Below are 16367 nucleotides of genomic sequence, written 5' to 3' on the forward strand. Positions count from 1 at the left end.
GTTACAGGGGGAATATCTTTTCTCATCCAGCACTAACCCATAGATTGATATTGAAAATTTTAATTTTCCGCCGTAAAGCCAATATCACTATTTTCTTCAGAACCCCCTTTTTGCCCATCTGCCCCAAATGAGTAGAGAGTAAACGGATTGCCACTTGCGCTTTTAGTATTGCTGTATTGATAAGGACGATTCCAAGGGTCAACAGGAACAGCACCATCAATATAAGGACCTTTCCACAAGGATTTAATCACTTGGTCTTGTGGCGTGCTCGTCAATAATGCAAGCCCTTCCTCAGTCGTGGGATAACGTCCAATGTCTAAACGCATGGTGTCTAATGAACCTTTAAGCATCTTAATTTGCGTATCAGTGGTTTTAATTTTCGCAGTTTCTGCTTGTCCCATTAACCGAGGGCCAACAAGTCCTGCTAATAAACCAATGATAACCAGTACAACCAGCATTTCTAATAAGGTAAAACCTGTTTGTTTTTGCATACTTTATAACCTATTTCGTTTAATAAAAATTGTTTTAATTATAGCATGTTATGCGCCTAAGCATCATGACGAATTTGTCATATTATTCAGTCTGTACGCCTCTGCAACAGCGGTAAACTCAACAAGGCAAGCATCGCAATAATAAGCGGATAATGATAAAGCGGTGTGCGTTGAATATATACCCGACTTTCTGCTGTACTGCGCTGTAGATAGCTATCAATATCAATATAAACCTTGTTTAAGGCGTGCAAATCGCTAGCGGGATAATAACGACCTTGCGTTGTATCTGCGATGTTTTGCAACGATTGTGCGTTAAAACCACTATTGCCCGTATTTTCCTGACTGCCTACCCCTATCGTATAAATATGAATACCATATTGTTTTGCTAAAGTTGCGGCTTGCTCAGGTTGTAACACCCCTGCATTATTATCCCCATCGGTTAATAAAATTAAAATTCTTGATTTTTCAGGACGTTCACGTAATTTTTTCACCGCTAAACCAATCGCGTCACCGATAGCGGTATCTCGCCCTGCTATGCCGATTTCTGCGCGTTCTAACATATTAATTACGGCGAGATTATCCAGCGTTAAAGGTGCTTGCAAATAGGCGTGATTAGCAAAAAGAATTAGACCAATTCGGTCGCCGATACGTTTTTCAATAAAAGGCGTTAAAACAGATTTCACCGCTTGCAAACGATTAACCCGTTCCCCTGTTGGTAGAAAAAAATCAGCATTATCCATAGAGCCTGATAAATCGACCGCTAGCATTAAATCATAACCTTCTTGTTTAATAACGGTTTGTTGTTCAATCCATTGAGGCTGCATTACAGCAAATACTAATCCTATCCATATCAACCACAATGCCACACATTGCCCTCGATAAGATTTCGATAAAGGCGTTATTGTCCCCTGTTGAAAAGCTTGTTGTGCACGCTGGATAGTAATAAGTCTTAAATGCGGGGGATTTATCTGATTAGCTTGATTTCGTTTAACTTTCCAAAAACGATTAATCAAGTAAGGTAAGGGCAGTAAAACAGCAAACCAAACCCATTGAAAAGTAAACATGTTAAACCTCAATCCACGCGCCGACTGCGTGATAAATTGCGGTGATTTCGCTCTTATATTCAAGCAATTGTTGGCATTGTTCAGGGGATGCGTATAACTGCGACTGCAAAAGATTGCCATCCGTTTGCCAATTAAACCCTTTTGGGTCATGTATCGTCAGCCATACGAGCCATGCTTGACCCGTTAAACCAGCACATTCCGCCCGCCCATAACGTTGGATAGCAACGCGCTTTAATAAAATGTTGAGCGTTTGCAAATTCGTCTGTAATTGTTGCGGATTATTTACGGTGAGTGGATTGAGTTGTTGCCATATTTGATAAGCAGACCATTGCCAACGCTGGTGTTGTCGATAACGGCGTATCATGCGATAAATCAAGATAAAACAAATAATAGCAATAAGGCTTAAAACAATAAGCCAACCATTTGCCAGCGGAAACCATGAAATTTCGCTGAGTCCGCGTATATCGCGTAATTCGTCCATATCGCGCCTTGAGATGGTTTAACAGGGTTATTTTATTTATAGAGAAGGGATTAAAACCCGTAAACGGCGATGATGAATTTTAAAATGTAAAGGCGGTTTCATTTTATACACTTCGCCATCTACCGCGAGTTTTAAATAAGTCCGACGACTTTCTACATAAAAATCAGATGTTGTAATATTGGCTAATTCAGGAACTTGTTTTAATGGTTTACCAAATAAGGCTTGAATTGCCATTTTAAGCAAGGTAAAGCGACTAATTCTGTGAGTATATAAAACACTTAATAAGCCATCATTTAAAGCAATTCGCTTCGGAAACGCTAAAAATTCGCTTTCATAACTATTATTTCCAACCAATAAAAAAGGCGTTACGATGATTTGCTGTTGCTTATCAGACGTGATTTTCAAGCGTAATTTGGGCGGTCGCCACACGGTTTTAAACAGCGCAATACTCACGGCAACGGCTTTGCTCCAGCCCCAGCGACGGCGATATTGTTCCCGAATTTCAATCGCTCGCGGATGAATACCGATAGACGATTTATTTAAAAATAAATGTCCATTAATTTCCCCTACATCAATGCTTTGTGCTTCTGCTTTTGCTAAAACAAGCAAAGCTTGTTCAATATCCAGTGGAATGCCTAATTCTCGTGCAAATTGGTTAAATGTGCCTAACGGTAGTACACCAAAAATAATGGATGTTCCTGCGAGTAAATTAACGGCTGTGTTTAATGTTCCATCGCCCCCACCAACGATAATCCGCTCAAAATCGGCATTGATTAAACGGGTTAATATTGTTTTTAACCATTTGGGTTTAATTACGAAAATTCGCGCATTTAACCCTGCTGCATGTGCCCAACGGTGTAATTTTTTCGCTTGGTCTATGGGCGATTTTCCCAGCATACTGCCTGCATAGCGATTGATAATAATAGCGGTTTTCATGGTTTAAGTGACGTGTAAAAAAAGGGGCGTATTTTCAGTTCCGCGTGTTCCGACAGACCTACTAGGTCTGTTTTTTGTCTGAATCAGAATTCACAGAATTTTCAGAATTAGCAGAATTAAAAACAATTAAAAATAATTAAAAATAATTAAAAATATAGTTTTTTATTCTTTTAATTTTCTTGTCTTTTTAATTCTGGAAATTCTGTTAATTCTGAAAATTCTGATTCAGACAATATTTTAATCTTGCCGATTAAAGTAAGGTCAAACAGACCTACTAGGTTTTCAAAACCTAGTAGGTCTTTTTTTTGTCTGAATCAGAATTCACAGAATTTTCAGAATTAGCAGAATTAAAAACAATTAAAAATATAATTTTTTATTCTTTTAATTTTCTTGTCTTTTTAATTCTGAAAATTCTGATTCAGACAAGCTGTTGTCTTTTTAAAATCTCGTAGAACTCAATTTATATAATTGATTAATTTCCATAAAAAAAGGCGATTCATGGTAGAAACGCCTTTTTTATGAGTGAGTTTTATCAATCACTTATTCATCAAATGGACTGCATCCATGAACGGCAACATTTTTCAGTAATTCATCTTGTTGAAAAACCTTAATGCTTGGCGGTTCATATAAGGGACGGTCGTCGACGGTTTCTTCTGTCGGTTTAGGTTGTTGCGTGTCGTTCATAAGCCTTGCCTCTATTCAATCGTTAAATGTTGTATTTCGCTATAAGCCTGATTGCCCACTTCATCTTGTCCAACCACACGCCAAATGAGATTAGTCGGTTTTGGTAACTGTTCGACCAGTGTTTGCCAGTCGTTGAATGGGGGCGTAAATGTGCTGGTTGCTGGAAGTTCGTAAACGGTTTGTCCATTATCAACAGAGTATTGTAGCTTGAATCCTGTGTAACTCTCTGTTGTCCATGCTAAAGTAGGCGATTGGGTTTTATCCGCCGTGCTGTTATCGGCGGGGCTTAGGATGGTAATGGCGTTAGGCATGGCGGTGATAGGTTCATGAAATGTGCTCACGCCGTGCAAATCGATATCTTCCAATTTGTAGTAGTAGCGTTGTCCTACAATCGTGGTGTTATCGGTAAAGCCATAAGCACTGCCGACACCATCCGCAGGAATCAAGGCACTGGTTAGGCGTTGATATGTGCCGTCTTTGCTGTCACTGCGCCAAATATGAAAGCCTGCATTGTCTAGCTCAAACGCGGTTTTCCATGTGAGCTTTACGCTGTCGGGCAAGCTGATGGCGTTGAAACTGGAGAGGGTGACGAGGAGGTCACCGCCAGCTCCACCCGCGCCGCCTGAAGGGTTTTGGTTTTCTTGGGTAGAGCAGAGGACGCAAGAGTTCAATGTAGTCGATGTGAAAGTGACACTATTAAAAATAATAATACCATTGGGATTTGCACCACCGACAAAATTAGCACTGGCAACGGTGGACGCACCTGCATTAAAGTTAGTATTTGTAAAATAGTCAGTGTTGTTTGTTCCAGCTGGTGCAACGTTACTACATACTAATTTATAGACATTGGGAATGAAAAAATGGGGAATAGGAAAGCCACCAAAACTACTGAAAGTCAAGGTTGCATTTGAGCAATTGGTTGTATTATCAAATGTCCAATATTGTCTTGTGCAAGCAACTCCAGCAGGTAAATTCGTTGTTAAAACTGCAGTTGTTGTCCCACCACCAATTGCAGTATTAGTCACGGTACAAGTTCCCCCGTCAGTCTGTAACTCCACTGCTAACGCATCAAACTGCACACCAGCAGTTAATCCCAGCGTGAAAAATAGCGGTAAAGCCTGTTTTAAACGTTCTTGCATGTTAAATAAACTCCCTAAAAATTTATGGTAATTGGATATGCAAACTCGGTTCACCAAATAAGGTATAAATTTCTAAATTATCGATAGAAACCCCATAAGTGGTCACGGCTTCTATTTTCGCACTGGTTACTAACGCACCTAGCTCAGTTTGCTGATTCACAAAAAGATTTTTAAACAACTCTTCTGACATCGCTGCGTGTTCAATGCTTGCCCCTAACCCTGTTGGTGCTAAAACAGCAATAGCCCCTTTGTTTGCTGTGTTTAATAAGGCTTCTGCGAGTGGGTTTTCAGTCGCTCGATAATTTGCAAATCGCCCATTAATACAACTTAGTATAACAGCAAATGTTAAGCGGTCTTGATTGGTTAAGGAAGCCACATCTGATGATTCGAACATGAATTCGCCTGCCCAGTTTTCTACGCCACCATGTCCATTATAACTGGTGACTAATGCGCCCTCATTTAAATATTTGATAATATCCGCTTTTGCTAATGAACCACTGTCATTGTAAGCATTTAAATAAACGCTGTGAGCAATTTGATTGGGAATTCGATAAGTAATGAGATAGTTAGAAACGGCTTCAAATTCGGTTTCATTATCTGCAACAAATAAGACATTTTTTTGCCAATTATCCGTTGTTGTGCTGGGTTGGGTGTAGGCGATAATTTTATCGGTGACTGCCTCAACTTGTGCTTGTGTACGCACAGGTATTCGTCCTGCGATTAAATCAGGCAGTTGGTCATCACCGCTAACACTCACAAACCAGTTATCGGAGGCGGTATCGCCTAAACGAGGAGTTTTTAAAATATAAGTAGGTACATAATTAATGCCACCTGCTAAACGGTTTAAATAATCCTGATTCGCATCGCCAATAAATAGCACGTAAGCGGGGCGCGGGCTTTGGTAATGCTGATAAGCGTAACTGATAAAGTCTTTAATTGCTTGTGGATTCATGACACCATTGTTGAAATCGTCATAAATATCTTGCGTCGTTGTACTTAATACTTGATGACCTTGTGTTTTTAAGTGATTCACTAAACGACTCACATCAAAACTTTCATGATAAATGACAAGATAATCCGCTTGTTGACACGGAGATTTTAACGGCGGGTCGTTGGGGATTTCTAAGTGCATGGCAGTCGGTTGATGGAGTAAAGCGACATCTAAGCCTAAGGCAAGCCATTTTTTAGCTGTGCTGAGGGTATCACCGAATAATAAGCTGTAAGTGCCATTGGTTTGGCGGGTGATTTGGGTATTAATATAAGGCTTTACATTATCAGGGTCGGTAATATCAACTAAAACGATAAAATCTGAGGTAAAGCCGTTGAGTTGGATGTTTATTTGCCCTGTTTCAGCCGTTGTAAAGGTCAGTTGATTATTTTCAGCGGTATAACTTGCGGTGTAATCCACTTCTAAGGCATCAACATAGAGTTCATCAACACTTGCGCCTGTTTTGCCTAAAGACGATAAAGTAATGGTATTTCTACCTTGAATCAGTTTATCTTGTGTAACTTCAATTTGATGGACAAAAGTCTCTTGTTCATCCCAATACGCATCTTGAATATTATCTTGATTTAAAAAGACTAAGGTATGATGGTCAGGTGTGTAGTAAACATCGCCCGCCCGCCCTTGTAAATAAACACGCAAGTTAGCAGTTTCAGTCGCTTCTTTGATTAGATTGGATAAAGTTACGGGCATCGCTTGTGAACCACCTGCGATTAAACGCGCCCAAAACCAGCCATTACTATCTTCTGTCGGCACTGCTCCCCAATATTCTTTATCCTCTTCGACCCGTTTACTCGCGCGAAATTGCGTTAATGGGGTTAAATCAGCGTGAGGCGTGCCATCTGCAAGACTCATGCGGGTTGTGCCATCAAATTTTAGGGTTAAATCATAAACATTAGTGCGGGTATATTCGCCTGTCATGGCTTGTGCGTAGAAAAAAATCGCGTCGCTATCGTTAAATACGCCATCCTCTTCCCCTAAAACATACAAGGGAATAGCTTGCCCCTGTAAACTCATTTCTATCCATCGCGGGTCAAATTGACTGATATCTAAACCGATTTTAAGAAAATCTTGTTTCGTTAAAAAATAAATCCCGTCTTTTTCTAGCATTAGCTGCAAGCGAATATTGCCTGCGGGGCAAGTTGTGCTTGTGGTCAATGCCCGCGTCTTGTTAGCGGATACAGTAACAGGGGAATAATTGAGCAAGGTTTGCTGTAAAACTTGATTAAAAACGGGTTGTGCTTCTGTCTCTGTTGATGACAAATTGCGTGTTGTGGGAGCGTTAAACCAGACTTTAACCGTTAATTGTTGATAAAAAGTTATTTGTTGCGCGTTTGCATCGTATAAAACGGGGTTAAAAATCACTTGCGTGATGGATTGCTCACGAATTTTTCCTGTTATTCCAAACTTAACGGGAGTTTGTGGTAAACCGTTTGTATCCGTGATAGCTAAACGGGCGGGCATGGTTTGTACGACACTGTCTAAAATTTCAATACGAGGCGTTGCGCCTTCTGGCGTTGCTAATAGCGTTCCGCGTAACGGGAGCGGTGCATCAGGGCGATAACTTGCGCCTGCTAATTGAACTTGGTATTGCGTTTCGCCTATCTCATCAGTGGTCGGGATAAGCTGTAAGCCATCACTGATTAACTGTAAGGTTGCAAATTGCGAATTGCTTTCAAGCAATTGAATCTCTGTTGTTGCAAAAGCCAGCGATTGAAACGATAAGAGCCAGAGGCTGATAAAAAAGCGGATGGTATTCAAATGAAACACTCACTCAGTTACGTTATGAATAAATAGGTATTTGCACTAATCAACGGGTTGATGATTGATAATCTTATTCTATTTATAACAAACTTTTGGATTGAGGAATAAATCAATAAAGTCTTAGTTTAAATTGTACTAATATAGACTATACTATAGTCAACTTTTAAACAGGTCGTTTATTACGTTTCTATCGTTGATGTTTTAGCATATTAGTGACTCTTTAAGGGGGTTAATCATGTTTAGTTTACGTCCTTCTCAAGAACGCGGGCACGCAAATCACGGTTGGTTAGATACCTATCACAGTTTTTCTTTTGCTGATTATTATGACCCTCAGCATATGCAATTTGGCGCATTGCGGGTGATTAATGAAGACACTGTTATTCCCGCCGCTGGCTTTCCTATGCATGGTCATAGCAATATGGAAATCGTGACTTATATTTTAGAAGGTCAATTAGCGCATCGGGATAGCATGGGCAATAGTGCGGTGATTCGTAAAGGCGAAGTACAACGCATGAGTGCAGGCACAGGGGTAAATCACAGCGAATATAATGCTTCTTCTCAAGAAAATGTGCATTTATTACAGATTTGGATTAAACCCAATCAGTTAAACCTTCCGCCAAGTTATGAGCAGAAAGCCTTTACTGTGGCAGAACAAGCAGGCGAATTTGTCCTCGTAGGTTCACCCGATGGGCGTTTTGGTTCTGTAACGATTCATCAAGATGTCTTGTTATACGCAGCACAGTTAAAGCAGGGACAAACAACCGTCATGACATTAAGCCCTAACCGTCGGATTTATTTGCACATCGCACGCGGTACGCTTGAAGCTAATGGACATGTCTTGCAAAGTGGTGACGCAATGACTATTGAAGCGGAGACAAACTTGCAATTAACTGCTATGGAACATGCTGAAGTTTTACTCTTTGATTTAGCATAACTCCAGTTTTATAAAAAAATAGAGACCTACTAGGTTTTAAAAACCTAGTAGGTCTGTCAGAACATGTGAAAAGGATTCATCAGAGAAGATTAAATATTGTCTGAATCAAGATTTTCAGGATTAACAGGATTTAAAACCCTTAAACCAAAAAACTAAGGCGAATAACGCTTTTTAATTCTGCTAATTCTGAAAATTCTGTGAATTCTGATTCAGACAAAAAAAGACCTAACAAGATTAAAACATTGTCTGAATCAGGATTTTCAGGATAACTAAGGTGAATAATGCTTTTTAATTCTGCTAATTCTGAAAATTCTGTGAATTCTGATTCAGACAAATAGCTGATATTTCATCCCGTTATCTCTACATTGAAAGGAAACCAAACATGCAACCAAATCCAGCCACAGCAAACGCACCGATTCATGAATTAATCGCACATCGTTGGAGTCCTCGGGCTTATGATTCGACAAAAATAGTCAGTCGCGAACAGATTTTAGCCTTAGTCGAAGCTGCTCGTTGGGCTCCCTCTTGCTTTGGGGATGAACCTTGGCGGTTTGTCATTTGTGATAAAAACAGCAACCCGACGGCTTGGCAACATGCGTTTGATTGTTTAGTTGAAGGTAATCAAGTATGGGTGAAAAATGCCCCCGTGATTATTTTGGCAACTGCCAGCGATAATTTTAAACACAATGGACATGCAAACCGTTGGGCAAGTTATGATACAGGTGCGGCCAGCGAAAACTTATGTTTACAAGCGGTTGCTTTAGGTTTAGTGGCACATCAAATGGGTGGTTTTGACCCTGCAAAAGCGAAAACTGTGTTTAATATTCCTGATGGCATCACCTGTATGGCAATGATTGCCGTGGGATATCAAGCAGAAGCAGACACATTAACAGGGGATATGAAAGCGCGGGAAACTGCACCCCGTCAACGGGTTGCTTTAGAAAAACAATTCTTTGATGGGACTTGGGATAAAGGGATTATTTAAACACACAGGTGGGAAAACTCACGCACACGGGGGCATTGTGATAGGGTGCGTGAGTTTAAAGCGCAAGGAGATTATTTAATCTTTGCTTCTTTATATTCAACGTGTTTACGAACAACAGGGTCAAACTTTTTGATTGACATTTTTTCAGGCATTGTCCGTTTATTTTTGGTCGTGGTGTAAAAATGACCTGTTCCAGCACTAGAAACCAGTTTAATTTTATCGCGCATAATACGCCTCGGCTCATGTTAAAAAGATTAGATTTTCATTCCGCGACTGCGTAAATCTGCTAAAACGACATCAATTCCTTGCTTATCAATCGTGCGCATGGCATTGCTGGTTAAACGTAAACGCACCCAACGGTTTTCGCTGGCTACCCAAAAACGATGGATGTGTAAGTTAGGCAGAAAACGGCGACGGCTTTTATTATTCGCGTGAGAAACTTTGTTCCCTGAAATAGGGCGTTTCCCAGTAACTTGACATACTCTAGACATGTTTAAGATTCCTTCCTGTTACTGTTAAAAACAGGGCTAAGTGAAACTTGTCTTTTTAACAGATTTTTCTTCGCTATGCAAGTCCAATTGCTCTGTAGAACGTTGTATCGAAGCCACATCAACATAACTATATAATAAATCACAAATTTTCTTATTCTGAAAATTTTTCGCCAAAATACGAATACGTTCTAAAAAGGGGGTTAAATCAGGATAGTTTTTAATTAAATCCTCGACTTCATTTAAAACCCGCTTAGTTTTTCCTGTTAACGCCAATTGATACAAATTCTCTATTAAATGCGTGGGTAGCGATAATGTTTCCGTGAGTGCGGGCAGGGTTGCAATAGACGTTGTATCTTCTTCATAAACCCATGTGAGATTAAGATTTTTTCTAATTATTTCTAATAAGTTATTAATATAGATAGGCTTACCAACAAAAACGTTACAACCTGCTGAATAACTGGCTGTTTGTATATGCTCAAATGTACTAGCAGAAATCGCAATGATTAACGTGTTTTTAAAGGCTGGCAATTCTCGCAAATGGCGGATTAATGCAAAACCATCCATTTCAGGCATCAATAAATCAACTAATATCGCATCAGGATAAACTTGCAAGGCTTTTTCTAAACCTTCTACGCCATTACTCGCTTCTGCAAGAATAAACTCTAATGGGGAAAGCAAGTTGACCAACATATATCGGTTTTCAGCCGAATCATCGATAATTAAAACTTTTTTCTTACCTTCTTGATAACCAATAATTTTTTGTGGTGAGGGGATTGCCTCTACCACCATGACTGTTTGCGTTGTTAAAGACGGTAAATGAATATCAAACCAAAATTGACTTCCAACCCCAATAGTACTACTCACTTGTAAACAACCGCCCATCATCTCAACCAATGTACGGCTAATGGTTAAGCCTAAGCCTGTCCCTTCAGCAGCATTGATTTGATGATGAATTTTGTTATCAGCCTGTTGAAAGGGTAAAAAAATCTTATCTAATTGTTCCTGAGGAATACCAATCCCCGTATCACTGATGAGAAAACGGATTTTTTGCTCGTCTGTGCTCGGTATTTCTGCGTCAGTTGTGACATAACCAACATTTAACGTGATACGCCCGCCTTGCTCTGTAAATTTAACCGCATTTCCTAATAAGTTAATTAATACTTGCCGTAAGCGTTTCTCATCTCCGCGAACAACCGTTGGTAAATGACTGCTCATGTTATAAAAAAATGCCACGCCTTTCTGTGTCGAACGCATGGAAAATAAGCTATTTAAATCATTTAAAAATTGATGAAATCGAATTTCGCCTAATTGCAGTTCAAACCGTCCCGCCTCAATCTTTGCAAGGTCTAACACATCATTGATTAGGGTCAGTAAATGCTCGCCACTTCGTTGGATAATGCTTAAACCCTCAAGTTGCTTTTGATTAAACTCATAATTTTGTTGCAATAACTGCGCATAACCTAAAATACCGTTTAATGGCGTACGCAATTCATGACTCATGCTGGCTAAAAACTGACTTTTCGCTTTATTTGCCCGTTCTGCGGATTCTTTTGCATTTTGTAAATTCATTTCGGTTTGTTTACGTTGCGTAATGTCCTCTAACATGGTTAAGAGACCGATAACTCGATGTTGCGCATCATGTAGTGGAATTTTATTAATTTCTACCCAAATTTCTTGCCCATTGGGTAAATGCAAAATATCGGTTAAATGATAAGCAGGTTGATTAGTCTGCATCACCCGTTCATCAGATTGACGTACAAGGTGCGGGTTGACTGACACGCTTAAGGGCAAATCATAATCGGTTTTTTGCAACAACTGTTCAGGCGTTTCTACGCCTACAAAATCAGCAAAATTTTGATTGCAACCTAAAAAGTGACCATGAACATCTTTCCAAGCAATATAGTGAGGAATACTATTGATAACTAAACGTAATAAATGTTCTTGTGCAAATAATTGCTTTTCAAAACGCTTATGAATTTGAGCAATTAATAAAGCACGAATTAATAATACTAAAAAAGTGGCAATGACAATGCCTAAAAAAATTAATTTCAATGTATATAAAGGATTAAATACGGCATCTTTCTCAAGTGTGCTAATAATCAGCCAATAATTTGCATCTGTGGTATTTAGAAAAAATTTATAAAAAGCAACAATCTCATTACGCTTGGCATCCCAATCAGTCATGGTTTGCAGTTTTTGCGAGTTTTTATATAACGCCAATAAAGGAAAATCGACTAATGCACTGTTATTAGTGTTTTCTGATGAACCGATACTATGTTGTGGTGTATAAAGATAATTACCTGCCGCATCAGTAATATAAATTTGCTGATTATTCAATATACGATTATTGAGCAAAGTACGCATTGCAATGTCTAATACTAAAACGCCTTTAAATTGTTGATGTGTATCATACAAAGGCGTACTTAACTGAATGCGTACAGGCGTAGATATTGGCGTGCTTGCCATATTTTGGGGAGGCTTTACAGCGGAATAAACGACTTTTCCTGCTTCTAACTGACGTGCATGATTAAATATTTCTATTTGTTCCTGTGTTAAAACAGTGTCTTTTATGGGAATTGCGACTGTTTGCCCTTTTTGAATAATAACGTCTGCAACAGGCTGACCCACAGCATTGATATATTGAAGTTGCTGATAACCCTGTTTACTGTTCAAAACGGTAATAAATAATTGTGTTAACTGCGCTAATGTTGTGGCTTCATCGATGACGGGATTTAAATTGATTAAATTTTCTAAAGGTGCAACACGAGTAAGCAATAATAAATCGCTGGAAAAATTGGCTAATTGTTTATGTAATTCATGACTGGTTCGTGTCACGTCACTATTCGCTTGTGCCAGCCCTGCACTCAATAAACTATCGTAAGCAATCCGATAACTAAAAAACATCGCAATGCCCAACGGTAATAGCATAAAGAGTAATAATGCTGAGACAAATTGATAACGACCAAAATAACGCTGAAATAACTGTTTCACGTTGCCTACCCCTCTTTTTAAGCGGTTTCCGAATTTATCCATTTAGAACACTTCAATTATTAGGGCGTGCTAAACAGGTCGGGTTTTACTCATTTAAAACCCTGCTTCTTAGCATGTCCTACTTTTAATTCTATCTGGTAAATCCTGATGAAAAACAAGAAGGAAGAAAATATAGTAAACGTACCACAAAGTGATTTAAATTTAGGACTGGCAGTCCTCACAGGACTACCAGTCATTCGCATCGTTTTATAGTGTGTTTACTATAATTTATCTGCGTAAAATAGCTGATGCTATTTTACGCCTGAACCTCACGATTTAATTTAACCTGAATTTGGCGAGTTTCTGTTAAAAAAACTGGCAGAACTCAGGTTATAAATAACACAAAACCCAACTCATTATTAAAAACGAGTTGGGTCTTGTAAGACGACTACTATACAAAATCGTTATTGATTTGCAGGAGGCGCGGGTTGAGCAGGTTGTGATTGTGCAGATGCTTCTGGCGCGGAAGCTGGTGCAACCGCAGGCGCGTTATTGGTTGGTGTTGCGGGTGTTGTGCTCACTTCTACACTCGGCACAGGTGAATTACCCGAAACGGGTGTTGTCGTTACTTCCACGCTTGGCGTTGTCCCACTGGCTGGCTGCGGTGGTAAATCACCACCATTCACAGGAATCGTAATGGTATTACTATTGGTTGTCGGTGCTGGTGTATTCGTTGTAACGGGCGCGACGGGTTGAATAATGTCTGTCACGCTTTGACTTTTTGTACTGCTATGACTAACGAAATACACTAAAACCAGACTTAAGATAAAAAAAGCAGTTGCTAATCCAGCGGTTAAACGGGTTAGAAATGAGCCTGAACCTTGACTCCCAAACACTGTCGAAGAAGCCCCACTGCCAAAAGCAGCACCCGCATCAGCCCCTTTACCATGTTGGATTAATACCAAGCCAATCAAACCAATACAAACAAAAATATAGAGAACAATCAATACAGCGTGCATAATAATAGATACCTAAACTAAGTGAGCCGCTTGGCATATTGCAAGAAATTCATCTGCTTTTAAAGACGCGCCACCAATCAAACCGCCATCAATATCAGGCATGGCAAATAATTCTGTGGCATTGTTTGCTTTAACACTTCCGCCGTATAAAATTTGCACGGTTTGCGCAACGCTTGCCCCCGCTGTTTGACTCGCCAAATGTTGACGAATAAACGCATGAACTGCCTGCGCTTGTTCAGGACTTGCGGTTTTTCCCGTCCCAATTGCCCAAACAGGTTCATAAGCAATCACAGCACGACGAAACGCATCAACCCCTGCAACCGTTAAAACCGCATCTAACTGACGTTTAACGATTTTTTCTGTTTCCCCAGTTTCACGCTCATGCAAAGACTCGCCCACACACAAGACAGGAATTAACCCTGCTTTCTGTGCCACGACAAACTTTTCTGCAACGCGTTCATCCGTTTCTGCATACAAAGCACGCCGTTCAGAATGACCGACTAAGACATAAGTACACGCTAAATCGACCAACATAGCAGCCGAAACTTCGCCCGTAAATGCGCCATCAGCCTCGTGCGATACATTCTGCGCCCCATAACGAATATGAGAACCTTGTAATAAAGCTTGAACCTGCTGAAGATAGGGAAATGGCGGACAAACCGCAATGTCTGCGCGAATATCAGTAATACCTTGCTTGAGACTTTCTAACAATTGCTGATTAGCTTTTATTGACCCATTCATTTTCCAGTTGCCAGCTACCAGTTTTTGCCGCATATTCCCCAAGCCCTCGCCATTGTGGTTTATTGAAGTGAATTGGGAATCGTACCCATTTTTTATATAAAAAGCAATTACTCCCACCCAATACAACAATCATTTTTCCCGACTTAAACAAGCGGTTGTCGCACTTTATAACGTAAGCCTAAACCCAACAAAATACCGCCAGCCGTTAATAACACAACGAATATATCCCCCCACTGAATATAAGGCGTGACCCCCTGATAAGGATGCACCTCCGCCCGTAACACATGAACCTGAAATTGTGGAGACAATGCTTCTAATTTTCCTTGCGGATTGATAATCGCTGAAATTCCCGTATTCGTTGCCCGCAATAAATAACGCCCCGCCTCTAACGCCCGCATCCGCGCAATCTCCAAATGCTGATGAGGCGCGATAGAATCCCCAAACCAAGCATCATTACTCACATTTACCAATAAAGTTGCCTCAGGCAAACTCGTCCGCACCCGCTCGCCAAAAGCATCCTCATAACAAATAGAAATCCCTATCGACTGACGAGCTGCAAACAAATTTTCTTGCACCGACTCCCCCGCCGAAAATTCCGATAACGGCGCGTTTAAAAAATTTAAAATCGCGCCAATAAAACGACTAAACGGAATATATTCCCCAAAAGGGACTAAATGATGTTTATGATAAAACCGAACAGGCGCGCTACTCACATTCGTGACACTATTAAAATACCGACCATCCGCCGTCGAATAAGGCACACCTACCAAAAAATCCACCTGCGCATTTTTATGTTGCAACGCCATCCACTCGAATAAAGTGCGCATATGCTCATAAAACCAAGGAATTGCCGTTTCAGGCCAAATAATCAAATCTGCATCCAAATTCTGCTGACTCAACTCCGCATAACGGCGCACACTCTCCTCACGCTTCCCTTCTAACCACTTAAACTCCTGCGGAATATTCCCTTGAATCAACGCAACTTTAATCGGATTATCAATAGACTGAGTCCACGACTCCTGCATCAACAACCATCCTGCTACCCAAACCGCAGGCAACAACGACAAGACCAAAATCCGCCACCGCCCCATCAAGCCAACCGTGACCAACACACCCGCCGAAAAAATCACCGCCAAACTAACCCCATACACCCCCACAACAGGCGCGAACCCCGCTAAGGGCGAATCAATCTGACTATATCCCAAACTCAACCACGGAAAACCCGATAAAAACCAACTCCGCACCCACTCCAAAAACACCCAAGCACACGGCAACACCAACAACCATTTCACAAAAGTATGCTGAGGAAAATATCGCGTTATAAACCAACCCAACAACAACGGATACAACGACAAAATAAAAATAAACCCTGCTGTCAACCCCAATGCCGCCAACAACGGCATTCCCCCAAAACTATAAAAACTCACATTCACCCACGAAACACCCACCCCAAACATCCCTACCCCATACAAAAAACCCCGCCATCCCGCCCGCGCTGGCGACACATCCAACCACAAACACGCCAACAAAAACGGCGACAAAACTGCTAAGGGATACCACCCAAAAGGCGCGAAAGCGAGCGGCAACAAAGCCCCAACCAACAAAGCGAAAAAATCGCCTAAATAACGAGAAGTCAGCATAAAATATAAAAAAATCGGTGATTAA

15 protein-coding genes are annotated in these 16367 nt (G+C 40.5%); 2 read left to right on the forward strand and 13 right to left on the reverse strand.

What is annotated here, in order from left to right; translation table 11 throughout:
• Positions 1-59 precede the first annotated feature (59 nt).
• From gspG to BEGALDRAFT_RS09030, 7 genes are all read right to left on the reverse strand, one after another.
• Positions 60-491, reverse strand: coding sequence for a type II secretion system major pseudopilin GspG (gene gspG / locus BEGALDRAFT_RS09005; RefSeq protein ID WP_002685874.1), 432 nt, complete (start codon positions 489-491; stop codon positions 60-62).
• Positions 492-577: 86 nt separating this feature from the next.
• On the reverse strand, positions 578-1555 hold the full coding sequence (locus BEGALDRAFT_RS09010; RefSeq protein WP_002685875.1) for a vWA domain-containing protein: 978 nt from the start codon (positions 1553-1555) through the stop codon (positions 578-580).
• 1 nt (position 1556) lies between these two features.
• Complete coding sequence (locus BEGALDRAFT_RS09015; RefSeq protein ID WP_002685876.1) at positions 1557-2036, reverse strand: DUF4381 domain-containing protein; 480 nt, start codon at positions 2034-2036, stop codon at positions 1557-1559.
• A 36-nt stretch (positions 2037-2072) separates the two neighbouring features.
• Positions 2073-2972, reverse strand: coding sequence for a diacylglycerol/lipid kinase family protein (locus BEGALDRAFT_RS09020; protein ID WP_002685877.1), 900 nt, complete (start codon positions 2970-2972; stop codon positions 2073-2075).
• A gap of 540 nt (positions 2973-3512) precedes the next feature.
• A complete protein-coding gene (locus BEGALDRAFT_RS19175; RefSeq protein ID WP_002685878.1) occupies positions 3513-3656 on the reverse strand; it encodes a hypothetical protein in 144 nt (47 codons plus the stop codon).
• 11 nt (positions 3657-3667) lie between these two features.
• Entirely contained in the window at positions 3668-4795 is a 1128-nt protein-coding gene (locus tag BEGALDRAFT_RS09025) for a fibronectin type III domain-containing protein (RefSeq protein WP_002685879.1), read from the reverse strand.
• Positions 4796-4817: 22 nt separating this feature from the next.
• A complete protein-coding gene (locus BEGALDRAFT_RS09030; RefSeq protein ID WP_002685880.1) occupies positions 4818-7559 on the reverse strand; it encodes a C25 family cysteine peptidase in 2742 nt (913 codons plus the stop codon).
• A 238-nt stretch (positions 7560-7797) separates the two neighbouring features.
• Here BEGALDRAFT_RS09030 and BEGALDRAFT_RS09035 point away from each other — a divergent pair, with 238 nt between their 5' ends.
• Positions 7798-8496 (forward strand): pirin family protein, encoded by a 699-nt coding sequence (locus BEGALDRAFT_RS09035; protein ID WP_002685886.1) that lies wholly within the window; start codon positions 7798-7800, stop codon positions 8494-8496.
• A 382-nt stretch (positions 8497-8878) separates the two neighbouring features.
• Positions 8879-9481: a nitroreductase family protein gene (locus BEGALDRAFT_RS09045; protein WP_002685887.1), complete on the forward strand. Its 603-nt coding sequence runs from the start codon at positions 8879-8881 to the stop codon at positions 9479-9481.
• Positions 9482-9552: 71 nt separating this feature from the next.
• Here BEGALDRAFT_RS09045 and rpmG read toward each other — a convergent pair whose 3' ends face one another.
• The 6 genes from rpmG to lnt form a co-directional block, all read right to left on the reverse strand.
• Complete coding sequence (gene rpmG / locus BEGALDRAFT_RS09050) at positions 9553-9708, reverse strand: 50S ribosomal protein L33 (RefSeq protein WP_002685888.1); 156 nt, start codon at positions 9706-9708, stop codon at positions 9553-9555.
• 27 nt (positions 9709-9735) lie between these two features.
• The gene (rpmB, locus tag BEGALDRAFT_RS09055; protein ID WP_002685889.1) at positions 9736-9972 is read right to left on the reverse strand and encodes a 50S ribosomal protein L28; all 237 of its coding nucleotides are present in this window, start codon (positions 9970-9972) and stop codon (positions 9736-9738) included.
• A 36-nt stretch (positions 9973-10008) separates the two neighbouring features.
• Positions 10009-12963, reverse strand: a complete 2955-nt coding sequence (locus BEGALDRAFT_RS18185) for an ATP-binding protein (RefSeq protein ID WP_002685890.1) — start codon at positions 12961-12963, stop codon at positions 10009-10011.
• 443 nt (positions 12964-13406) lie between these two features.
• Positions 13407-13961, reverse strand: a complete 555-nt coding sequence (gene secG / locus BEGALDRAFT_RS19715; protein WP_002685891.1) for a preprotein translocase subunit SecG — start codon at positions 13959-13961, stop codon at positions 13407-13409.
• Between the two features lie 12 nt (positions 13962-13973).
• The gene (tpiA, locus tag BEGALDRAFT_RS09070) at positions 13974-14735 is read right to left on the reverse strand and encodes a triose-phosphate isomerase (RefSeq protein ID WP_002685892.1); all 762 of its coding nucleotides are present in this window, start codon (positions 14733-14735) and stop codon (positions 13974-13976) included.
• Positions 14736-14845: 110 nt separating this feature from the next.
• Positions 14846-16342, reverse strand: coding sequence for an apolipoprotein N-acyltransferase (gene lnt / locus BEGALDRAFT_RS09075; RefSeq protein WP_002685893.1), 1497 nt, complete (start codon positions 16340-16342; stop codon positions 14846-14848).
• Positions 16343-16367 lie beyond the last annotated feature (25 nt).

The sequence above is a fragment of the Beggiatoa alba B18LD genome, from assembly GCF_000245015.1.
In the GTDB taxonomy this organism is placed as follows: domain Bacteria; phylum Pseudomonadota; class Gammaproteobacteria; order Beggiatoales; family Beggiatoaceae; genus Beggiatoa; species Beggiatoa alba.